This is a genomic window from Streptomyces sp. NPDC019937 (genome assembly GCF_040631655.1).
In the GTDB taxonomy this organism is placed as follows: domain Bacteria; phylum Actinomycetota; class Actinomycetes; order Streptomycetales; family Streptomycetaceae; genus Streptomyces.
Window position 1 is genome coordinate 46,488 of record NZ_JBEYAL010000002.1, and the last position, 22,959, is coordinate 69,446.

Genomic DNA, 22,959 nt, shown 5'->3' on the forward strand with positions numbered 1-22,959 from the left:
TGTGGGTGAGGGAGCGGCCGTGCGTTCCCCTCCCCCGCCACGTCCACCACCTGTGCGCGGCCCTTGTACTACCTTTGCCTCGCGTTCGCCGGGCATTGGCCTGCGCCGGGCCGTGTGGGTCGGGGCGGGCGCCCATGGCGTGCACTTCGACAAGGTCATCGAGAAGGTGCTCATCCCGGCGGTGGCCTCGCCGCTCGTGGCCGGTGTCGCCGCGCTGCTGGCCACCTACCTCGCATACCGGCTCACCGACCGGGCCCGTAAGAAGTCGGTGACCAAGGGCTTCCGGATCGGCCAGATCGCCTCGGCCTCGCTGGTCTCGCTCGCCCACGGCACGAACGACGCGCAGAAGACCTGCGGGTCGACTACACCGATCACGACGACCCCGTGCTCATCCGACCGGACGGAAGCCCGGTCGACACGTGGCGGGAGAACTACCCGTACGCGCAGCGCATGGAGCGCCCGGAGTACGAGTGGCACAAGCGGCTCCAGCAGATCGAACTGCTGAAGCTGCAGAGCTGGATCAAGGAGACCGGACGCCGGCTCGTCATCGTCTTCGAGGGCCGGGACGCGGCCGGCAAGGGCGGCACGATCAAGCGCTTCACCGAGCATCTCAACCCGCGTGGCGCACGCGTCGTCGCGCTGGAGAAGCCGACCGAGCGCGAGCGCGGCCAGTGGTACTTCCAGCGGTACGTGGAACACCTGCCGACCGCGGGCGAGATCGTGCTCTTCGACCGGTCCTGGTACAACCGGGCCGGTGTCGAGCGGGTCATGGGCTTCTGCGCGGAGGACGAGTACCGGCGCTTCATGCGCCAGGCGCCGATGTTCGAGCGGATGCTCGTGGACGACGGGGTGGACCTGGTGAAGTTCTGGTTCTCGGTGTCCCAGGGCGAGCAGCGCACGCGCTTCACGATCCGCCAGGTGGACCCCGTACGGCAGTGGAAGCTCAGCCCGATGGACCTCGCCTCGCTGGACCGCTGGGACGACTACACCGCCGCGAAGGTCGCCATGTTCCGCGAGACGGACACGGATTACGCGCCCTGGACGGTGGTCAAGAGCAACGACAAGAAGCGGGCCCGGGTCGAGGCCATGCGCAGTGTGCTCGCCCGTTTCGACTACACCGACAAGGACGAGGAGGTCGTCGGCACCGCCGATCCGCGCGTCGTGGGCGCGGCGGCGGGTCTGCTGGAGGCGGGTGAGGACGACCCGCGCTGACGTGGCGCATGACGCCGATGGGGCCCGGCCGCGGGGAAACGGCCGGGCCCCTTCGCATGCCGTCGGCGTCGTCGTTCACGCGGACGCGACGGGCTCACCGACGGCGGCGGGGCGTCCGCTGCGCAGGGAGGCGTACGCGGCCAGGACGACGCGCAGGGTGCGCAGGCCCGACTCGCCGTCGGGGCGGGCGCGCCGCCGAGTGCGGGCCGCGTCGAACGCGGGACCTCGATGGCCTGTTCCCCGTCCAGCAGGACGTCCATCAGGCCGGCGAGGTGGACGGAGGGCGGCGAATGCCGGGCTGAACCGTATGGGGCAGGCGGTCATCCGCACCCGCCCCACCAGACTCACCCCGCGGTGAGCGGGCCCGGCCGCGCCGGGGAAGCGGCGCGCGTCGCTTCCCCGGCGCGGCCGGGGTCACCGGCGGTCCCGCGCTTCGGACGGGGCGAGAAGGTAGGACTGGAGCTGCCCGAGCAGTTCGCTGATGCCCTCCCGGTCGGCGCGGTAGCGGACCAGCTTGCCGCTGCGCGTCGACTGGAGCAGGCCGCCACGCCGGAGGACCGCGAGGTGTTCGGAGGCGGTCGACGGCCCGAGCCCGGCGCGCTCGGCGATCTCGCCGACGGTCAGCTCCTCCCCGTCGGCGAAGTGCGAGAAGACCCGCTGCCGGGTTGCGCTCGCCAGCGCCTTGAGGAAGACCTGGAGGTCGTCGCCGGGCAGGGCGGCCTCGGGGCCGTCCGGGGCCCGGTACTGGCGGGGCACGCGGAGGGCCCGGTGGAGGTCGAACTCGGCCAGCGGGATGTCCAGGGCCGAGCAGACGTCGCGGACGACGGCCCGTTCGCTTTCGTCGAAGTAGCCGTCGGCGCAGCCGATGACGATGCCGATCTGGATGACGGCCCGTGCCTCGGCGGGCTTCCTCTTCGCCTTGCCGATCACCCGCATGGCGCTCACCTTGCCGAGGGCGAAATCGGCGCTCAGCTCGTCGAGGTGGTCCTCGAAGCGGCGGTGGAGGTCGTCCGAAGGGAAGTTCTGGAGCACGTCGTTGGTGGCGATGAGCTGGGCGACGCGCTGCCGTTCGGACGGGTCGATCGTGCCGTCGGCCGCCGCGACCAGGGCGCACATCGCCATGCTCGCATCCCGGAACGCCCCGCTCCGCAACTCCTGCTTTCTCGCCGTGAGCTGAGCCTGCATCGCCTGGATCGAGTCCCTGAGGCGGTCCCACAGCGCCATGCGCATCTCCTTGTCGGTACTCCCCCAATGATCGCCCATCGCCCGTCGCCGCGGTGACGTGACGGGCGGTCCGGTCACGGCTCCGTGGGCGCGGCCAGGGAGGGGTCCTGTCCGGCCCGGCTCAGCGCCCGGGCGACGAACCCGGACGCCGTCAGGTGGGCCACCGTCTCGCTCAGGAACCGCACCGTCTCCGGCCGTCGCGTCCTCGTCGTCCCGACGGCCTGCCGGATGGTCATGAACGCGGGCTCGACCAGGCGCAGCCCGGGCCGTTCGGCGACGTGCGCGGTGAGGGGCTGCCGGATTCCGGCCGCGGCCTCCAGGTTCTGGGCGTGGAAGACGTCCGTCCCCTCCGCGCCCCGGACCACGGTGGCGTGGCGCAGGGTGCGCGTCAGGTACAGGTCGTAGGCGGAGCCCTGCTTCACCCCGATACGGACGCCCTCGCGGTCCACGTCCTCCGGCGTCCGCGGCGTGGACTCGGCCGGGACGGCGTACACCCCCTCGATGTGCACATACGGGGCGGTGAACGCGATCTCCGCCTCACGGGCCGGTTCGACGGCGAGGAAGCACAGGTCGGCGCGGCCGGCGGCCATGGCCTCGTAGGACTTGCGGGCCGCGTCGAAGCACAGGAACTCCACGGGCAGGCCGAGGCGCCGCGCTATCTCACCGGCGAGATCGACGGTGACCCCGCGCGGCGCGTCCGGGGTGCCCTGGGCGAGGACGGGGTTGCCGAGGTTGACGGAGGCGCGCAGCGCTCCGGCGGGGGCGAGGTCGCGGGCGAGCGCGGCGAGGTCGGTGATCTCCATGGACCGAGTCTAGGCACGGCCACCGGCCGTGCCCGGACCGCTCTCACCCATCGGAGCCTCCACCTCGCCCAGGGGACCCGCCGAGCCCGGGCGCGGCCGCCAGGAAGGTGTCGAGCACGCCGTCCGCGACACGGACCGGGCCCTCGGGGCGGGTCTCGCCCGGGATCGTACGGATCCGCCCGGCCTGCCCGGCCAGCGACGACGCCTCGGCGAACCACCGCTCGGCCTTCCGGGTGTCGCCGTCGAGCCGGGCGCCCAGCGCGTCCAGGGTGCGTTCGAACGCGCGCCCCCACAGCGCCAGCGCGTCCAGCCACGGCGCGCAGTCCGCCACGAAGCCGCGGTCGGCCACGCCCGCCTGGATGGTGGCCGGCGCCGTGGCCAGCCGCGCCGCCAAGGGGCGCAGGGCGGCCAGCGCCGCCCGCCGCCGTCCGGCGTCCCAGTCGGTACCGAACCGGGCCAGCCGGGCGGCCAGTTCGGGCGCCTGGGGCTGCCAGGGCTCGGCGCCGAAGGTGGGCGCGAGGTGCTGGGTGTCGAAGAAGGACAGCAGCGCGGAGACGGTGGCCGCGTCCTGTTCGCCGCCCGCCAGGTACGCGGCGGCGGCCCGCCAGGTGCGGTCCGGGTCGTACGCGGTGTCGTTCCAGGCGAAGGCCGCCCCGCCGAAGAGGGCGACCTTGCTGGCGGCGGCCTGGTTCATCGGGTTGAGGACCAGACCGGAGAGCTGCTGGTGCAGACCCGCCTCGCGGGCGTCGTACGGGGCGAGCAGCAGCCGTCCCTCGGCCTGGCCGTAGTCGTTGACGGGGTAGTTGTCCCAGACGAACACCTTGCGCCCCCACACGGCGGCGGCCCGGGCGGCGTCGGCCACGGTGATCCGCGGCGGCACCACGTCGGTGCCGGTCCACATGACCTCGACGCGCGGGTCCAGCCGCTCGCGCAGGGCCTGTTTGTACGCGGTGTCGGTGACGTCGCCGTACTCGGTCGGCACCGTCTGGAGCGGCGCGGTGCCCTCGCGGGCGTCCAGGAACTCCTTCTGCACCCGGTTCAGCAGATCGGCCTGCGCCTCGCCCGCGGCCCGCCGCGAGGGCTCGCCGTAGGCGGCGCGGTCGGCATCGCAGTTCCACCGGGTGTAGCTGATGTCGTCCAGCGGCACCGAGAAGCTGCGCACCCCGAGGTCGTACATCGCCCCCAGCTTGGTCCGCAGCGCCGTGAACTCGGCGGGATCGCTGTAGCAGAGGGAGTTGCCGGGCGAGAGCGCGAAGGTGAACCGCACATGGTGGGCGGTGGCCTGCCGGACCAGCTCGCCGAGCTGGGCGAGCCGGTCGGCCGGGTACGGCTCGCGCCACTTCTCCCGGTGGTACGGGTCGTCCTTGGGCGCGTAGATGTACGTGTTCATCTTGACGTCCCCGTAGAACGCCAGCTGGTCCATGCGCTCGGCGTGGGTCCACGGGCTTCCGTAGAACCCCTCGATCACCCCGCGCAGCGGCATCAGCGGATGGTCCACGACCGAGACCGAGGCGATCCTCCGGGCGCCGGTGACCAGCTGGCGCAGCGTCTGCGCCGCGTAGTACGTCCCGTCGGCGTCCGCGCCCGCGAGCGCCACCGCGCTCCCCCTCGCGGCGAGCGCGTACCCTTGCGCGGGCAGCTCCCCGGGCGCCCGGCCCCCGGCGGACCGCAGCGCCTTCGCCACCCGGGCCTCGGCGAGCCGCCCCACGGTCACCGTCAGCCCCGGCCCGGAACCGCCCCGCAGGCGCTTCGCCCCCGCCCGGCGCAGCACGGCCGCGACGAGTTCGCGCGTGGGCCGGTCCACCCCGTCGCCGTAGACCACGCGCACCTCGGCGGGCACCCTGACGTCCGGGCCCAGCCGGGCCATCGCCTGCGGACGCGGGACGACGGACGGCAACGGTGTGGAGCGCGCGCCGGTGGCGGCGGTGGCGCCGGTGGGCAGCAGCAGCCCGAGGAAGGTGAGGAACGCGATCACAGCGGCGAGGGGGCGGGAGCTTCGGCGCATGGAACTTCTCCTCCGTGGCGTGGCATGGCGTGGCGTACGGCGGCGGTGCACGACGGTGACACGTGGAGCGGAGTGAACGGCGGGACGGACGCGGTGCCCGGTGCGCGATTTCCCGGAGACACATACCCATGGCTCGGGACCGGCGAATCCCCTGGTGGTCCCGGGTCCGCCGACAGCGGGCTTGAAGATCTCTTGACCGCGCCACGGGCATGGAGTACGGCCGCTGGGCAACCAGCCGAGGATGACACGCATCGGAATCGTCGTCCTGATGGTGGTCGCGGCCCTTGCGTCGGGCGTGGCCGCGGTGGGGATCTCGCCCTGGTGGTGGCCGGCCGCCGTACCGCTCGCCCTGCTGGGCCTGCTGGGTTCCTGGGACCTGCTGCAGCGCCGGCACTCGGTGCTGCGCAACTATCCCGTTCTGGGCCACGCCCGCTTCCTCATGGAGCGGATACGCCCCGAACTCCAGCAGTACTTCATCGAGCGGAACTTCGACGGGCGCCCCTTCGACCGGGACATCCGCAGCATCGTCTACGAGCGGGCGAAGGGCACCGACGCCGAGGAGCCGTTCGGCACCGAACGGGACGTCTACCAGCCCGGGTACGAGTTCCTGGTGCCGTCGATGGCTCCCTGCCCGGTGCCCAGGACGGCGCCGCGGGTGCGCGTCGGCGGGCCCGACTGCGGCCGCCCCTACGACATGGCGCTGCTGAACGTGTCGGCGATGAGCTTCGGGTCGCTCTCGGCGAACGCGATCCTCGCCCTGAACGGGGGCGCGGCGGCCGGGGGTTTCGCCCATGACACCGGCGAGGGCGGCCTGTCGGAGTACCACCTGCGGCCGGGTGGCGACCTCATCTGGGAGATCGGCACCGGATACTTCGGCTGCCGCACCCGGGGCGGCGACTTCGACCCCGGCGAGTTCGCCGACAAGGCCGCGCACGACCAGGTGAAGTGCGTGTCGCTCAAGCTCTCGCAGGGCGCCAAGCCGGGCATCGGCGGGGTCCTGCCGGGAGCCAAGGTCAACGCCGAGATCGCGCGGGTGCGGGAGGTGCCCGAAGGCCGGACGGTCATCTCACCCCCGTACCACCGGGCGTTCTCCACGCCGCGCGAACTCGTCCGCTTCATCGCCCGGATGCGGGAGCTGTCCGGCGGCAAACCGGCCGGGTTCAAGCTCTGCGTGGGCTCGCGCCGGGAGTTCCTCGCCGTGTGCAAGGCCATGCGGGAGGAGGGGACGGCCCCCGACTTCATCGTCGTGGACGGGGCCGAGGGCGGCACCGGCGCCGCGCCCCTGGAGTTCGCCGACCACATCGGCGCCCCGCTCACCGAGGGGCTGCTCACCGTGCACAACGCCCTCGTCGGCGCGGGGCTGCGCGACCGGGTCAAGATCGGCGCGAGCGGCAAGATCGCCACCGGTACCGACCTGGTCAAGCGCATGGTGCAGGGCGCCGACTACGGCAACGCCGCGCGGGCGATGATGTTCGCCGTGGGCTGCATCCAGGCCCAGCGGTGCCATACGAACACCTGCCCCACCGGCGTCACCACCCAGGACCCCCGGCGGGCCCGCGCCCTCGACGTCGGCGACAAGACGCCCCGGGTACGGCGCCTGCAGGAGGCGACGGTGGCGAGCGCGCTGCAGATCATGGCGTCGATGGGGGTCACCGATCCCGCGCAGCTGCGCCCGCGCATGCTTCACCGGCGCGTCGATCCCTCCACGCTGCGCTCGTACGAGGAGCTGTACGAGTGGCTCGGCCACGGGCAGTTGCTCGCCGAGCCCCCCGGGTCCTGGGCGGCCGACTGGAACGCCGCCGACCCCGACCGCTGGAACTGAAACGACGTCTCGTGCGGTGGCGGACTCACGGTCCGCCGGCGGGCGGGACACCGGTCTCGTCCTGTTCGAGCGGGAGGCGCACGGGATCCGGCCGACAGCCGCGGCCCACCGGCTGGTGGACCTCAGTGGCCGGGCCCTGGCCCCCCTGGACGATCTGGACCAGCAGGTACGGGAGCCGGCCACCGGTGTCACCGGGCGGCTGAGGCTGGGCAGCTTCCCGACGGCGAGCGACCGGCTGACCCGCCACCCCCTGCTGCGTGAGGACCTGGTCCTGCTGCGGTCCGCGGACAGCCGGCTGGGGGCGAGCCTTCCCCAACTGGCCGAGGCCCGCTGGATCACCGGCGCGGAGGGCACGGCCGAGGCCCTTTCGCTGGTCCGGCTGTGCGCGGCCGCGGGATTCGACGCGGAGGTGGCGTTCCGGAGCAACGCCTACGACGTCGCACGGGAGTTGGTCTCCACGGGGCTCGGCGTGGCGGGCGTCCCGGCGCTCGGCCACGCGCCCAGCGAGGCGATCCGGGCCACCCGGCTCACCCAGCGGCACGGGAGAGTCGGAGGGCGTTCTGCGGGACGAGTACCTGGAGCAGGAGCAGGCCGACGCCGTGGACGTCCTGCACGTCGCCGCGCGCCGCAGGGGCCGGGGACGGGTGTCGGCCGGCACGGCGGCGGCGAATGGCCACGGCGGCCGAAAGCGCCACCAGCCCCAGGGCCACGGCGGCGACAGGATGGTCCTCGGCCGCCCGGACACCGGCCTTCACGGCGGTGCCCGCCGCGAGGAGAACAAGGGCGATGAGCCCGAAGCAGACCGAGAGATTGCACAGGCTGAAGGTGTCTGGCGACCGTTACGTGGCCGACGGCCGGACGTGGTCATGGGCGGCGGCCCCCTCGCGTATCGGCGTCAAGATCGTCACTGCCGACTGCCCCGGTACGCTGCTTCCACACCCCGGGCTGTCCGGGCCCGGGCGGAAGAACGCGCCGTTGAACAGCGGCGATAGCGAAGCGCGAAGAGGGTACCGGTGGTCCCATGCCTGCCATGTTGAATCCGACGAGAACCCGCGCCGCGCTCCGCGCATCGGCGCGTATTTCCCTTGAGTCGCTCCTGGTCCTGGTGATGGCCGCGGTGCTGCTGTGGCTTCTGGGCCGCATGTGGTCGGTCGTGTGGCCGCTCATAGTCGGCCTGCTCCTTACCACGCTGACGTGGCCCCCGGCCCGTTTCCTGCGCGGGCGCGGGTGGCCTCCGGCCCTGGCCGCCTCGGCCGTGACCGTGGTGTTCCTGCTGGTGGCCGCGGGCATCGTGGCGCTGATCGCGGTACCGGTGGCATCCCAGTCCGGCCAGCTGACCGACGGCGTGGCCGCGGGCATCCACGAGGTGCGCCAGTGGGTCGCCGGGCCACCGCTGAACATCGGCGATGCCCAGATCTCCGAGGCCACCGACGCCGCGGCCGCCCGCATACAAAGCGGCGCCGGAAGCATGATCACCACGGTGGTCACGGGGCTGAGCACCGTGGTCGACGGTGTGGTCACCGCCGTTCTGGCGCTCTTCCTGATGTTCTTCTTCCTCAAGGACGGCCCGCGTTTCCTGCCGTGGCTCACCCGCCAACTGCCCGGCCGGCTCGCCACCGACATCCCCGTCGTGGCCGCGCGGGGCTGGGACACTCTGGGCGCCTTCGTGCGCTCCCAGGCCCTGGTCGGCCTGCTCGACGCCGTCCTCATCGGGCTCGGACTGTGGGCTCTGGGGGTGCCGCTGGTTCTCCCGCTGGCGGTCCTGACCTTCGTCTCCGCGTTCGTGCCGATCGTGGGCGCCCTGTTCGCGGGCGCGGTCGCGGTGCTCATCGCGCTGGTGTCCAACGGCGTGACGGACGCGCTGATCGCGCTGGCGATCATCGTCGTGGTGCAGCAGCTCGAGGGCAACGTGTTCCAGCCCATGATCCAGAGCCGTGGGCTCGGCCTGCACGCCGCGGTGGTGCTGCTGGCGGTGACGCTGGGCGGCAGCCTGGCGGGCATCGTGGGCAGCCTGCTCGCCGTACCGGTTGCCGCGCTGATCGCGGTGGTCTGGAACTACCTGCGCGAGCAGCTCAGCGACCCGCGGCACGAACCGGAGACCAGCGAACGGGCCAGTTAGGCTAGCCTAAGTGACGGAGGCTTATCCGCGTCCCTTCCTTCTCCCAAGGAGACGTTCATGCGCCTGGGCACGGCCGACATCGACAACGCCTTCGCCGCGTTCGGACTGCCCGGCACACCCGGCACCGACGCGTTCTGGGACGCGGCGGGGACACCGGCCTCGATACCGTCCGCGGGCGGTGGTTGGGTGACCCTGTTCCTGTGGCGCGGGTCCCCGGCGACCGTCGTCTTCGAGAGCTGGTCGGAGCCCGTCCCCTTGCGCCGGTGGGGAGACACCGACTGCTGGTACGCCGAGGTGCGCATGCCCGCGCGGCTGCGGGTGACCTACCAGTTCCTGGTGGGCGACGAAGCGCACGCCGACCCGTTCAACCCGGCCGGTGCCGGCGGCGACCGGTCCATCGCCGCGACCCCGGACGCCCCGGCCCAGCCGCACTGGCCCGTCATCGGCGACACGGACGTGCTCCCCCTCCCCCGCACCCGGATCCGCTGGAGCAGCGAACGGCTCGGCGGGCGGCGCACCGTGCGCGTCCATCCGGTGGGCGGCGGCGGGCCCGTGGTCCTGCTGCTCGACGGGGACGACTGGCTGTATCTGCACCCGGCCATGGCCGCGTTCGACGCGGCCCACGCCAGTGGCGGGATGCCCGCCGCGACGCTCGTCTTCCTCCCGGCCAAGGACCGGGAGGCCGAGTTCGCGTGCGGGTCCGGGCTGTGGGAGGCGATCCGGGACGAACTGCTGCCGCTGGTGGCGGAATCCGGCGCACCCGCCGCCCCGGACCGGCTGGTGGTCGCCGGGCAGAGCCTGGGCGGGCTGAGCGCGATGTACGCGGCGCTGGAGTTCCCGGACCTGGTGGACCGCGTCGCCTGCCAGTCGGGGTCGTTCTGGTGGAGCCCAGGTGCCACGGATCTGCCGGACCCGTTGGGCGGCCCGGTCGGCGGCGCCCTCGCCGCGCGCCTGCGGGAGCGCCCGGACCTGTCCGGCCTGCGGGTCGCGTTCGACGTGGGGGAACACGAGACACGGATGCTGCCCCACTGCGAGCTGACCGAGACCCTGGCCGAGCGGGCCGGCGCGACCGTACGGGTCTCGCGGTCGGCGTCCGGCCACGACCGGGCGGGCTGGCGGCACGCCCTGCTCAGGGATGTCGCCTGGGCGCTGGCCTAGCGACCCGGTTCACCGGGCCACCGCCGCGCAGTAGCCCTCGTCGGTGGCGAGGAGGTTGCGGTGGGTGTCCTCGGCGGTGATGACGCCGTCGTCCAGGACGAGGACCCGGTCGGCGGCGTCCAGGAGGGCCGGACTGCTGGTGATCACGATGGTGGTGCGGCCCCGGCGCGCCTTCGCGACGTTGCGCGCGATGAGCTGTTCGGTGACCGCGTCGACGGCTGTCGTCGGGTCGTGCAGGACGAGGACGTCGGTGTCGGCGGCGAGGGCGCGGGCCAGGGACAGCCGCTGGCGCTGCCCCCCGGACAGGTTCGCGCCGCGGTCGCGGACACCATAGTCGAGTCCTTCGCGGTGGAGGGCGACGACATCGGTCAGCATGGACGCCTCGACGGCCTCGGCCACCGTCCGGCTGGTGCCCGACGGGTCGATGTTCGTCCGCAGGGTGCCCGCGAAGATCTCCCCGTCGTACGGGTTCACCAGCACGCACGCGCGGACCTCTTCGATCGACAGGTCCGCCAGCTCCTGTCCGCCGATCCGCACCGCTCCCTCGTACGCGCCGGGCGGGACGCGCACGGCCAGGACCGACGCGAGGTCGGCCGCCGCGCGCGGCTGGTAGGCGGCGATCGCCACGAACTCGCCCGCGGCCACCTGGAACTTGAGCCTGCGCAGGGTCCCGTACCGGACGCAGTCGACCTCCAGGTCTCCGCCCGCGTCCGGACGGCCCGGCCCCGGGCTCGTCACCGGGGGCGCGGACAGCACCAGCGCCATCCGCTCGGCCGACGCGCGCGCCATCATCACGTACTTGGGCATCTCCGAGAACAGTCTGAGCGGTTCCATGATGAACTGCGCGAGCCCCACGGCCATGACCAGTTCCCCGATGGTGATCCGGCCGCTCCACGCCAGCGAGCCCGCCGTCAGGGTCACGGCGGCGGCGAGGACCGCGTTGAGGGCCAGCGCGGTGCCCGCGTACACCCCATTGACCTTGGCGACCGTGATCGCCTGGTGTTTCGCCTCCGTGCTGACCTCGCGGTAGGACCGGAACGCCGCGTGGTTGCCGCCGAAGCCGTGCAGCGGGCGCAGGCCGGTGATCAGGTCGGCGACCTTCGCGCCCGCCCGCGCCACCCGGGCCTGCTGTTCGCGGGTGCTGGAACCGATCCGTTTGGACAGCACGCTGAGCACCGACAGGATCGCGACGGTCCCCACGATCACCAGCAGGCCGAGCCGGACGTCGGCCAGGCCCAGCGCGATGGCCGCGACCAGCACCGCGACCAGCGAGCTGATCAGCAGCGGCACCACTTCGATGATGTCGGCGGTCTGGTCGGCGTCCTCGGTGGCGATGGTCAACACCTCGCCGGACTTGAGGTCCACGTCCCAGGCCACCGGCTGGAGTCCACAGCCCGCGACCTTCACCCGCCAGTGGTGCGCCTCGGTGGTGTTGGCCTTCTGCAGGACGCGCATCCCGAACCGCCACGACAGCGACACCGTCGTGATGATCACCGCCAGCGCGGCGATCGACAGGCCGAGCGCGCCGGGGCTCCGGTCGCGCATCGTGTGTTCGACGATCAGGCCGAGCGCGATGGGAAACGCCGTCTCACCCGCCTGGTACAGGCCCATGAGGACGGTGCCCCGGGCCATGGCGCCGAGGTTGCGGCGCAGCGCGGTGCGGAGGATGTCGGACCCCGGGCGGGGCCGCTGGGTGTCGGATGTCGTCATCGGGAATCCGCGCTGTCGAGGTGTCGGGCAATCGCTTCCGGGGTGCGCAGGGTGAACAGATCCCGGATGGTGATCACAGGACCGTACTCGCGGCGGAGCAGCCCGATCAGCCGCACCGCCAGCATGGAGTGTCCTCCCAGGGACACGAAGTCGCTCACCGCGCTCACCTCGTCGTCGTCCAGATCCAGTGCCTCGGCGAAGAACTCGCACACCGCCGTCTCGGTTTCCGTGGCGGGCCCCCGCTCCCCCGCCGTGGTCAGCGCGCCCAGCGGCTTGGCCTCCGGCAGCGCCTTGGTGTCGGCCTTCCCGTTCACCGTCAGCGGGATGCTGTCGACTCGCGCGTAGTGCGTCGGGCGCAGGAAATCCGGCAGCCCGGCGCCCACCTCGGCGGCCACCGTCGCCAACTCGGCGCCGTCCAGCACCAGATAGGCGGCCAGCCGGTACGCGCCGTCGACCCGCGGGTCGGGCTGGGCGACCGCGGCGGCGAACCGCACCGCCGGGTGTGCCGCGAACGCGGCCTCGACCTCGCCGGGTTCGACCCGGTGCCCCCGGATCTTGACCTGCTGGTCGGTGCGGCCCAGGTACATCAGGTTGCCGTCGGGGCGGCGGACCACCAGGTCCCCGGTGCGGTACATGCGCGCGCCGGGTTCGCCGAACGGGCACGCCACGAAGCGGTGCGCGCTCCGGGCGGGCTGCCCGAGATAGCCGCGCGCGATGCCGATGCCCGCCACGTACAGCTCGCCGGGCACTCCGTCCGGCAGCGGCCGCAGCCACGGATCCAGCACATACACATCGGTGTTGTCGATCGCCACTCCGACCACCGGATCCTGGCATTCGAAGGTACCGACGCCGAGGGTGTTGATGGTGTATTCGGTGGGCCCGTAGAGGTTGTAGCCGACCGTCCCCTCGGTCCCGGCGAGCCGCTGCCACAGGGCCGGGGGGACGGCCTCGCCGCCCAGCAGCACCAGCGCGGGCCGCCGGTCCGGGTCGTCGAGAAGGCCCTCGGCCACCAGTTGCTGCGCGTAGGTCGGGGTCACGTTGATCACGTCGATGCCGTGCTCCCGGCAGTAGGCGACCAGCCGGGGCGCGTCGCGGCGCAGTTCCTCGTCGCAGATGTGCACCTCGTGGCCGTCGGCGAGCCACAGCAGTTCCTCCCACGACATGTCGAAGGCGAACGACACGGTGTGGGCGATCCGGAAGGTCCGGTGGCCGTGTTCGGCCAGCACCGGTTCGAAGATCCGGCGCTGGTGGTTGATCAGCATGTTGGTGAGCCCGGCGTACTCGGTCACCACGCCCTTGGGGGTGCCGGTCGAGCCGGAGGTGTAGATCGTGTACGCGGGGTGCCGCAGCCGGTCCGGGTCGTCCGGGGCGTACGTCACCCACGGCTCGGTTTCGGGCAGCGGGCGGTCCAGCTCGATCAGGTCGCCGGTGAGCCGCGGCGATACGGCGCTCACGGTGAGGATCACCTCGGGGCGGGCGTCCGCGACGATGGCGGCGATCCGCTCGTCCGGGTGGTCCAGCTCCAGCGGCACATACGCGGCGCCGACGCGCAGCACGGCGAACAGCGCCACGATCGAGTCGAGGGAGCGCGGGACCGCGAGGCCCACGGTCCGCTCGGGGCCGATGCCGCGCCGGGCGAGCACCCCCGCCACCGCCCGGCTGCGGTCCCTGAGCTGGGCGAACGTCAGCGTCGAGCCGTGGGCGACGAGCGCCACCCGTTGCGGGTCGCGGTCCGCCGCCCGGTCGAACCGGTCGACCACGGTGTCCGTGCCGATGTCCGTGCGTGGCCCCCGCGAGGGCCACGGGCCCAGCCCCGGCAGCGCACCAACCGGTCCGGTGGAGCGGGCCAGGCCGTCGAGCACGCGCAGGTAGTCGCCGAGGAGACGGCGGGCGCGCCCGGCGTCCTTGTCGCGGTACTCCAGTTTGACATCAAGCCGGTCGCCGGGGGTGATGACCCAGGTGAACGGGTAGTGGGTGGAGTCGTCGGCCTTCACCGAGGTGATGCCGTGCCGGGCGTTCATCTCGGCGAGCGCGTCCAGGTCCAGGAAGTTCTGCAGCACGAACAGGTTGTCGAACAGGGTGTCGTGCCCACTGGCCCGCTGGATCTCGCCGAGCCCCAGGTGTTCGTGGTCCATCGCCTCGACCCTGGCCGCCTGGACGGCCGACAGATACGCGCCGACCGTGTCCTCCGGCCGGGCCCGCGTCCACATCGGCACGGTGTTGAGCAGCACGCCGACGATGCCGTCCAGGCCCGCACCCTCGCGGCCGGAGACGGTCACGCCGAACACGGCGTCGCCGCGGCCCGTATGGGCGCCCAGCAGCAGGCCGAACGCGCCGGTCAGCACCGAGTTCAGCGTGACGCCGTGCGCCCTGGCCGCTTCCCGCAGCAGCTCCGACTGGTCGGCGGAGAGGGTGTGCACCAGCGTGTCCGGCAGGTCGTCGGACAGGGACGGGGCAGGTCCGGCGAGCAGCGTCGGGCCGGAAAGGCCGGTCAGGTGCTCGGCCCAGAAGCGCTCCGATACGGCGCAGTCCCTGGCGGCGAGCGCCCGCGCGTGGTCCTCGAAGCTCGGCGTGGCGGGGGTGGCGTCCAGTGGTTCGCCCGCGAGAACGGCGCGGTAGGCGTCGAACAGGTCCCGCAGCACGATCTCGCGGGACCAGCCGTCCCACAGCAGCAGGTGGTAGCTGAGCAGCAGCCCGTCGCGGTCGTCGGGCAGCCGCACCACGGTCAGCCGGATCAGTGGCGGTTCCGCCACGTCGAATCCCGTGTCGCGGTCCCGGGCGCGCAGGGCGTCGACGTCCGCGTCCGTGGCGAGCGCGATCGTGCGGACATCGACGCGTCGGCCCGCCCTCAGGACCTGGACCGGGTTGCCGTCGTCGTCGGTGGCGAATCCGGCGGCCACGACCGGGTACCGCGCGATGACCCGCGCCATCGCCTCGGCCAGCGCGTCGGGGTCCAGGCGCCGGTCGAAGGTGAACCAGCTCTGCGCGACGTAGTGTCCGGCCGCGCCCGCCATCTGGGCCTGGAAGAACAGGCCCCGCTGGAGCGGGGTGACCGGGGCCGTGCGCTCGGCCGTCGCGGAGGCGTCCGCGACGCGTCGCAGTGCGCTGCGCCAGTGCTCGGTGATCTCGTCCGGGACGCCCTCGGCGAGGGTGAAGTCCGCGTGGAGGCTTCCGGTGGCCGCGTCGGTCCAGGCGTTGACCTCGACGGCGTACGGGCTGCCCCGGTCGCCGCCGGTGAGGCGCGGCGCCTGGGACTCGCCGCCCCGGCCGAGGTAGTTGAACAGCACCTGGGGGTGGCGGGTGAGCAGCGGGGCCGTCTGCGGGTTGAGGTATCGGAGCTGCCCGTACGCGATGTGTCCGCGCTCGTCCGGCTGGCGCTCGGCGACCTCGTGCGCCGCCGCGACGGGGTCGGTGTGCGGACCGAGCCGTACGGGCGCGATGGAGGTGAACCAGCCGACCGTGCGGGTGTAGTCGTGGTGTTCCAGCGCCGGGACCCGGCCGTGCCGCTCCAGGTCGATCGCGAGATCGGTGGGCGAGGACTGGATATGGGTGAGCGCGGTGCGCAGGGCGCCGCACAGCAGCTCGGTGAGGCCGACGCCGAGCGCGGCGGGCGCGCTCCGCGTCACGCGGTCGCTCACGTCGGGCGCGAGCACGACGGTGGTCTTGCGCGACTCCCCTACAGCCGGCAGCAGTTCGGGCGCTTGGAGCGTGCCGGCCCAGTGCCCGAGGTCGTCGATCGCGTGGCCGGACCGCGACGCCAGCGCGTCGGCGTACTCGGCGTACGGCGTGGTCGGCGGCGGCAGGGGCTCGCCGCGCAGGGCGGTGGTCAGGTCGTCCAGCAGGACCAGCCAGGACACCGCGTCGACGGCGAGGTGGTGCACGGTGGCCACGAGGGTCCGGCTCGCCTCCAGCCATGCGAACGCGACCACGTTCCCGGACTCGGGGTCGAGCCGTGCGGCGGCCTCGTTCGCCACGGCCGTCGCGTCGGTGGCATCCGTCGCCACGACGGTGACCTCGCGGGTGGGCTCGGTGCGCAGGGCCCACACCCCGTGCTCGACGCGCAGCCGCAGCCGGAGGGCCGGGTGCGCGGCCACGACGGCGTTCGCGGCGCGCTCGGCGTCGGCGACCCCGGTGCCCTCCGGGGCGACCAGCGTTCTGGCCTGGGCGAAGCGGGCGAGGGATCCGCCCAGTTCCCGCTGGCGCAGGATGATGGGCGTCGGCGTCAGCGGGCCGTCCGCGCGGCGGGCGGGCGCGGGCGCCGGGGCGGTCCGCGGTGTCCGCGTCGCCAGGTGCTCGGCGAGCGCGCGCGGTGTCCTGCGCAGGAACACGTCCCGTGGCGCGATCGGCAGGCCGAGCGCCCTGGCCCGGTTGATCACGGTGATGGCGACGATGCTGTCGCCCCCGGCCCGGAAGAAGTCGGTGTCACCGTCCACAGCGGTTCCGGGCAGGGTGTCGGCGAAGATGTCGGCCAGTGCGCTGAGCGCGTCGCCACTCGAAACCACCGGCGGGTCGTGCTGTGCGGCCCGCTCGGTCAGGGCCTTACGGTCCAGCTTGCCGTTGACCGTCAGCGGCAGCGCGTCCACCGGCAGCACCCGGCCCGGCACCATGTGCGCGGGCAGTTTCGCGGACAGCAGGGAGGTGAGGTCGCCGGGCACCCGGCCCACGATGTGCGCGACCAGGTGGTCGCCGCCGTCCGCCACGGTGACGGCCACGTCGGCCACGCCGTCGAGTTCCCTGATCGCGCCCTCCACTTCCCCCAACTCGATACGGAATCCCTTGAGTTGGACCTGATCATCGGCGCGCCCGGTGAACTCCAGCTCGCCGTCGAGGGTGCGGATCGCGAGGTCGCCCGTGTGGTACATGCGAGAGCCGTCGCCCGTGAACGGGTTGGCCACGAACCGGCCCGCGGTGAGCCCCGGCCTGCCCAGATAGCCGAGCGACACCTGGTCCCCCGCGACGTAGATGGCGCCCACCCGGCCCGGTGGCACCGGCCGGAGCCGGTCGTCGAGCAGATAGGTGGCCAGGCCCGGAATCGGGCCGCCGATCGGGCTGGTGTCGCCACCGGGGCGGAAGTCCGCCTCGGTCAGCACCCGGTGGGTGACATGGACGGTGGTCTCGGTGATGCCGTACATGTTGACCAGCTCGGGCGATCCGGTGCCGTGCCGCTCGACCCAGCCGCGCAGCCGCCCGGGGTCCAGCGCCTCGCCGCCGAAGATGATCCGGCGCAGCGCGGGCAGGGGCGCACCGGCCTGCCGGTCGGCCTCGATGAACTGGTAGAACGCCGACGGGGTCTGGTTGAGCACGGTCACCCCGCGCTCGCGCACCAGCCGGTGGAAGTCGACCGGCGAGCGGGTCAGCCCGTACTCCGGTACCAGCAGCTCACCACCGTGCGCCAGCGCGCCCCACAGCTCCCAGACCGCGAAGTCGAAGGAGAAGGAGTGGAACTGGACCCAGACGTCGTCTGGGCCGAAGCCCATGCCGGGCCGGGTGTTCACGAGCAGCGACACCACGCTGGAGTGCGGGACGACGACGCCCTTGGGCCTGCCGGTCGATCCGGACGTGTAGATCACGTACGCGGGGTCGTGCCAGGCGGCCTCCGGACCGGGCCCGGTGGCGGTCCGCGGCGGCTCCTCCTCCGGCACGAGCACCCGGGCCGGTACGCCCGCCCGGGCCAGCAGCCGCGTGCAGCGGCCCCGCTGCTCACGGTCCACGAGAACGACGTCCGGAGCGGCGTCGGCGAGGATGTACTCCAGCCGTTCGTCCGGATAGGCCAGGTCCAGCGGTACGTACGCGCCGCCCGCAGTGACGACCGCGACCAGGGCGACGACCTGCTCGACGGAGCGCGGGACGGCGACGGCGACGCGCCGGCCCGGCCCGGCCCCGGCCGCGCGCAGGGCCGAGGCCAGCCCGTCCTTGGCGTCCGCCAGTTCGCCGTAGGTCAGTGAGCGGGCGTCGCCGTCGAGACCGCACCAGGTGACGGCGGTGGCGGCCGGGTCGCGGCGGGCGGCGGCGTCGAACAGCGCGCCCAGGGTGGCCGGGGTGACCGGCGGCGCGGCATGCCGGGCACCCTCCGGTGTCAGGGTGTCGACCGGGGCGTCCGGGCGGGTGAGCAGGCCGGTGAGGGCCTGGGTGAAGGTGTGCAGGACCGCCCGGGCGGTCGCCTCCCGCAGCAGTGCGCCGTCGTAGATCAGGTTGAAGCGCGGGCGGCCCTCGGGCGCGCGCTCGACCACCAGCGTCAACGGGTAGTGCGGGGCGCCCTCGTTGACGATGCCGGTGATGACGAGCGTGTCGCCGGGCCGCCGCAGCCCGTCCACGTCGGTCGCCACGTCGAACACCACCAGGGTGTCGAACAGCGTGCCCGCGCCGGCCCGGCGGCCGATCCTCGCCAGCGAGACATGCTGGTGCGGCAGCACCGCGCTCTGGTGTTCGCGCACCGAGGCGAGCAGGTCGCGGGCGGTGGTGGTACCGGTCCACCGGGCGCGTACGGGGATCGTGTTGATGAACAGCCCCACCATGTCCTCGATGCCGGGCACCTCCGCGTCCCGGCCGGACACCGTGGATCCGAACACCACGTCCCTGCCGTGCAGGATGCCGCCCAGCGTCACCGCCCAGGCGCTGTGCACGGCCACGCTCAGCGGCACACCGGCCGCGCGGGCCGCCGCGTCGATGTCCTCCTCCGGCACCACGGCGGTGTCGGCGAACCGGTCGGACGGGGTGTGCCCCTCGGCGACCAGCGAAGGACCGGGCAGCCCGGCGAGCTGATCGCGCCACACCCGGTCGCTCTCGTCGGCGTCGCGTCTCGCGAGACGGCGTACGTAGCCGGGGAAGCCGCCGAGCGGATACCCGGACCCGGGCGCGTGGTATTCGGCGAGCAGGGTACGGAGCATCGGGGGCACCGACCAGCCGTCGGCGATGATGTGGTGCACGGTCTGCACCAGAACGTCGCGCCCGGGGCCCTCGCGGATGAGGGTGTACCGCATCAGCGGCCCGGTGGCCAGGTCGAACCCGGCGCGGCGGTCCCGCTCGGCCACGGCGCGGATCTCGTCGTCGGTGATGCCGGGGCGGTCCAGTGTGGTGAAGGGCGCCTCCACGCCGCTCTCCAGCACCGAGACCACGCGGCCGTCGGCGAGGGCGGTGAACCGCGCGGCCAGGTTCGGGTACAGGGTGAGCAACCGGGTGGCCGCCGCCGAGAGCCGGTCGGGGTCCACCTCGCCATCCAGGGTCAGCAGCTGCTGCTCGACGTAGGCGCCCGTCGAGTCGTCGTCGAAGACGGAGTGGAAGTACAGGCCCTCCTGCAGCGGGGTCAGGGGCAGGATGTCGCGCAGCGCCGGGCCGTCCAGGGCGTCGACGTCGGCCTGGGTCAGCGGCACCGGGGCGAAGTCACTCGGCGAGTGGCCGCCCCGGTCGAGCCCGGCCAGCCCGGTCAGGGCCTCGCGGAAGTACGCGCCGAGGGTCGCGATGTCCTCGTCGGTGAACACGCCGTCCGGCCAGGAGATGGCGGTGACGAGTTCGTACGCGCCGGTCGCGGCCGGTTCGGTGATGGCATTGAACTCCAGGGCGCGCGGAAGGCGCATCCTCGGATCGCGCCTCTCGCCCAACTGCCCAGTGGGTGCGGAGAGTTGCCAGTCCCCGGAGGCGCCCGCATCGAAGCGGCCCAGGTAGTTGAACAGCACCTGCGGTGCGGGGGCGTCGAACTCGGCGCCGCGCAGATACCGCAGGGCGCCGTAGGAAAGCCCGTTCCCCGGCACGCGGGCGAGGTCTTCCTTGACCGCCTTGAGCGCGGCGCCCAGATAGGCGGGGTCGGTGAGATCGGCTGCCGCGCCGGGGTCCACGGTCACCGGGAACAGGGTGGTGAACCAGCCCACGGTCCGCGACAGCTCCGGTTCGAATCCGGCGGCGTCCGCCACGAACCGTCCTTCGCGGCCGTGGCCCTCCAGCTCGATGTGCGCGAACGTCTGCTCCTGACCGAGGTCGCGGCGCCATCGGGCGAGGGTGACGGCGAGCGCGGTGAGCAGCACCTCGCCCACGCCCGTGTGGAACGTCGCGGGAATCTCGCCCAGCAGCGCGGCCGTGACCTCGGGGCCGACCGAGACGGTCCGCACCCGCTCCCGCGCGACGGTGTCGGCGTCGGTGAGCGCGCGCCTGCCCACGAGCCCGTCCACGCCCGGCAGGGGACGCCGGTAGTACGCACGGTCCGCCTCGAACCCGGCCTGTGCCAGCAGCTGCGTCCAGCGCCGGAACGACGTGCCCACCGGGGGCAGCGCGATCGGCGCGCCCGAGGCGAACTGCCGCCAAGCCGTGGCCAGGTCGTCCATCAGGACACGCCAGGACACGCCGTCGATCACCACGTGGTGGACGACCATGACCAGCTGCCGTGCCGCGCGTCGCCAGACGGCCCGCAGCATCACACCGCCCGCCGGGTCCAGGCCGCCGGTGGCGAGCGCGACGCACTCCTGGAGCGGCCGGTCGCTCTCCTGCCATCCGGCGACGGCCCGGTCCGCCGCCGGGATGTCGAAGCTCCAGCGGTCGCCGCGCACCAGCCTGGCGCGCAGCATGTCATGCCGCCCGACCACGGCGGTGAGGATCGCGTCGAGGGCGTCGGCGGTCAGGTCCGCCGGGGTGTTCACCACGACCGACTGCACGAATCCGTCGATCGCGTCCGTGGTCTCGCCGAGCCACCGCACGATGGGCGATCCCACGACGGAACCGGTGGCCACATCGGCGTGGTCCACGGTGGCGGCGTCCTCGACGCTCGCCACCGCCGCCAGCGCCCCCACGGTGCTGTGGGTGAAGATCTGCCCGGTCGTGAGGTGGAGGCCCGCCTCGCGCACCGCGCTCAGCAGCGAGATGGCCAGCAGGCTGTCCCCGCCGAGCTGGAAGAAGTCCTGGTCGACACCGACCGCGTCCAGCCGCAGCACCTTGGCGACCGCCGCGCACACCACGCGCTCGTTCTCGGTGGCGGGCGGGACGAGCGGGCCCTTACCCGTCGCGGGTTCCGGCAGCGCGCGGCGGTCGAGCTTGCCGTTCGCGGTGAGCGGGAACTCCTTCATCACGACGATGTGGGCGGGCACCATGTACTCCACCATGTGCTCGGCGGCCCACGCCGTGACCTCGTCCGCGCGCAGGTCCTCGCTCCCGGCGGCCGGGATCACGTAGCCCACCAGGTGGGTGCCGCCCGCCGCGTTCTTCTTCGCGACGACACAGGTGTGCCGTACCCGCGGGTGCTCCGCGAGGCCGACCTCGACGTCCTCGATCTCCAGCCGCATTCCGCGGATCTTGATCTGGTTGTCGGCCCGGCCGAGGAAGTCCAGCGACCCGTCCGGGGCGAACCGCGCGAGGTCACCGGTCCGGTACAGCCGGGACCCGTCCCCCGCGAAGGGGTTCGCCACGAACCGGGACGCCGTCAGACCGGGCGCGCCGATGTATCCGCGCCCCAGGAGGAAGCCTCCCACGTACAGTTCGCCGCCGACCCCGACCGGGACCGGGCGCAGTTCGTCGTCGAGCACGTACAGCTGGGTGTTGGGGTTGGCCTTGCCGATCGAGGTCGACAGGCGTTCCGCCACGCCCCGGTAGACGACGTGTGAGACACCGATCGTGGTCTCGGCCGGGCCGTAGCCGTGGTAAAGCGGGATGTCGAGCCGGGTGCGGAACCGCTCGTACAGCTCCGGGGTCAGCACCTCGCCGCCGCACCACACGTGCCGCAGGCCGGCCAGCCGCCCGGAGTCGCCCGCGATCTCCAGCAGCACGTCCAGCATGGACGACACCAGGTAGGTGAAGGTGACGCGCTGCCCGTCGATCACGCTCAGCAGATGGTGGGGGTCGCGTTCGCCGCCGGGCCGCAGGACCACCAGCCTGCCGCCGTGCACCAGCGGCAGGAAGATCTCGTTGATGGAGATGTCGAAGGACAGCGGCGCCTTGAACAGCGACGCGTCGTCAGGGCCGAAGCCCAGGATCTCGTGGCCCTGCCACAGCAGGCGCTCGCTGATGGCTTCGTGCCGGATCATCGCGCCCTTGGGCCGCCCGGTCGAACCGGAGGTGAAGATCACGTAGGCCAGGGCGTCGCCGGGGACGGTGACCTCGGGTCCCTGCGCGGGGAAGGCACCGTAATCCCAGTCGCCGAGGTCGACGGCCACGGCGTGCGGTTCACCCGGGCCGTGCTCGCCCGAGTCGTTGAGCTGCGCCACGACCTGGGCGTCGGCGATGACGACGGCCCGGCGCTCGGCGGGCCACCGCGGATCGAGCGGTACGAAGGCGCACCCCGCCCGGAGCACGCCGAGCAGCCCGACCACCATGTCGGCGCAGCGGCCGAGGGAGATGCCGACGACCTGTTCGGGGCCGAGTCCGCGCTCGATGAGGTGGTGGGCCAGCTGGCCGGAGAGCTGGGCTGCCTCACGGTAGGTCAGCGACCGGTGCTCGTCGACGATGGCGACGGCGTCCGGCCGGGTGCGCGCCTGCTCGCGGAACATCTCCACGATGGTCGGGCGGACCCGGTCGGCGTGGGTGTCGTTCCACTCGGCCAGGGCGGCGAGCCGCGCCGCCACGCCGGACGGGCCGATGGTGCCGAGGGGCCGGTCGGGGAAGTCGGCCAGGTCGTCCAGCGCGAGCTGCGCGTCGGCCGGTACGACGCCTTCGGGGAGGGTGATGCCGCGGCCGTCCGCGCCGGCCTCCCAACCGCCGGGCGCGGTACCGCCGTTGTCGACCCAGCCGAGGACGTCGGCGAACAGGGTGGCGGGGGTGAGGTCGATGCCGTCGGGGCTCCGGCCCGTCGCCCAGTACGACAGCCCGACGGCGCACGCTTCGGCGATGGTCCTGTCGGAGAAGTCACCGGTCCGCCGGCGTACGCCGGAAAGGCGCGCGGGCGAAAGCAGTACGCGACGAGCGCTCGGTTCCATCATCGAAGACTCAG

The 22,959-nt window shown here is 73.1% G+C and carries 10 protein-coding genes and 2 pseudogenes; 6 read left to right on the forward strand and 6 right to left on the reverse strand.

Annotated elements, in window-relative coordinates; translation table 11 throughout:
• Positions 1-109: 109 nt before the first annotated feature.
• Positions 110-352: pseudogene (locus ABZ562_RS02035) on the forward strand (inorganic phosphate transporter); the annotation flags it as partial.
• Positions 352-1,212, forward strand: coding sequence for a polyphosphate kinase 2 (gene ppk2 / locus ABZ562_RS02040; RefSeq protein WP_361473251.1), 861 nt, complete (start codon positions 352-354; stop codon positions 1,210-1,212). The pseudogene ABZ562_RS02035 and the gene ppk2, both read left to right, overlap by 1 nt.
• 414 nt (positions 1,213-1,626) lie before the next feature.
• On the opposite strand, the gene ABZ562_RS02045 is transcribed toward ppk2, so the two are convergent.
• The 4 genes and pseudogenes from ABZ562_RS02045 to ABZ562_RS02060 all read right to left on the reverse strand — a co-directional run bounded on the left by ABZ562_RS02045 (position 1,627) and on the right by ABZ562_RS02060 (position 5,244).
• Complete coding sequence (locus ABZ562_RS02045; protein WP_361473254.1) at positions 1,627-1,968, reverse strand: metalloregulator ArsR/SmtB family transcription factor; 342 nt, start codon at positions 1,966-1,968, stop codon at positions 1,627-1,629.
• A 15-nt stretch (positions 1,969-1,983) separates the two neighbouring features.
• Positions 1,984-2,436 (reverse strand): annotated as a pseudogene (locus ABZ562_RS02050) (TerB family tellurite resistance protein); the annotation flags it as partial.
• Positions 2,437-2,510: 74 nt separating this feature from the next.
• The gene (locus tag ABZ562_RS02055) at positions 2,511-3,239 is read right to left on the reverse strand and encodes a transporter substrate-binding domain-containing protein (protein ID WP_361472658.1); all 729 of its coding nucleotides are present in this window, start codon (positions 3,237-3,239) and stop codon (positions 2,511-2,513) included.
• 43 nt (positions 3,240-3,282) lie between these two features.
• A complete protein-coding gene (locus tag ABZ562_RS02060) occupies positions 3,283-5,244 on the reverse strand; it encodes a beta-N-acetylglucosaminidase domain-containing protein (RefSeq protein ID WP_361472661.1) in 1,962 nt (653 codons plus the stop codon).
• A gap of 241 nt (positions 5,245-5,485) precedes the next feature.
• On the opposite strand from ABZ562_RS02060, the gene ABZ562_RS02065 reads away from it, so the two are divergent.
• From ABZ562_RS02065 to ABZ562_RS02080, 4 genes are all read left to right on the forward strand, one after another.
• On the forward strand, positions 5,486-7,066 hold the full coding sequence (locus tag ABZ562_RS02065) for a glutamate synthase-related protein (protein ID WP_361472664.1): 1,581 nt from the start codon (positions 5,486-5,488) through the stop codon (positions 7,064-7,066).
• A 16-nt stretch (positions 7,067-7,082) separates the two neighbouring features.
• Positions 7,083-7,856 (forward strand): LysR substrate-binding domain-containing protein, encoded by a 774-nt coding sequence (locus ABZ562_RS02070; RefSeq protein ID WP_361472667.1) that lies wholly within the window; start codon positions 7,083-7,085, stop codon positions 7,854-7,856.
• A gap of 231 nt (positions 7,857-8,087) precedes the next feature.
• Complete coding sequence (locus tag ABZ562_RS02075) at positions 8,088-9,185, forward strand: AI-2E family transporter (RefSeq protein ID WP_361472669.1); 1,098 nt, start codon at positions 8,088-8,090, stop codon at positions 9,183-9,185.
• 57 nt (positions 9,186-9,242) lie between these two features.
• Positions 9,243-10,343 carry an alpha/beta fold hydrolase gene (locus ABZ562_RS02080; protein ID WP_361472672.1) on the forward strand — a complete coding sequence of 367 codons (1,101 nt, stop codon included), beginning with the start codon at positions 9,243-9,245 and terminating at the stop codon, positions 10,341-10,343.
• Positions 10,344-10,352: 9 nt separating this feature from the next.
• On the opposite strand, the gene ABZ562_RS02085 is transcribed toward ABZ562_RS02080, so the two are convergent.
• Positions 10,353-12,053, reverse strand: coding sequence for an ABC transporter ATP-binding protein (locus ABZ562_RS02085; RefSeq protein ID WP_361472675.1), 1,701 nt, complete (start codon positions 12,051-12,053; stop codon positions 10,353-10,355).
• Positions 12,050-22,948: an amino acid adenylation domain-containing protein gene (locus tag ABZ562_RS02090; RefSeq protein WP_361472678.1), complete on the reverse strand. Its 10,899-nt coding sequence runs from the start codon at positions 22,946-22,948 to the stop codon at positions 12,050-12,052. The genes ABZ562_RS02085 and ABZ562_RS02090 overlap by 4 nt, the downstream gene beginning before the upstream one ends.
• Positions 22,949-22,959: the final 11 nt, after the last annotated feature.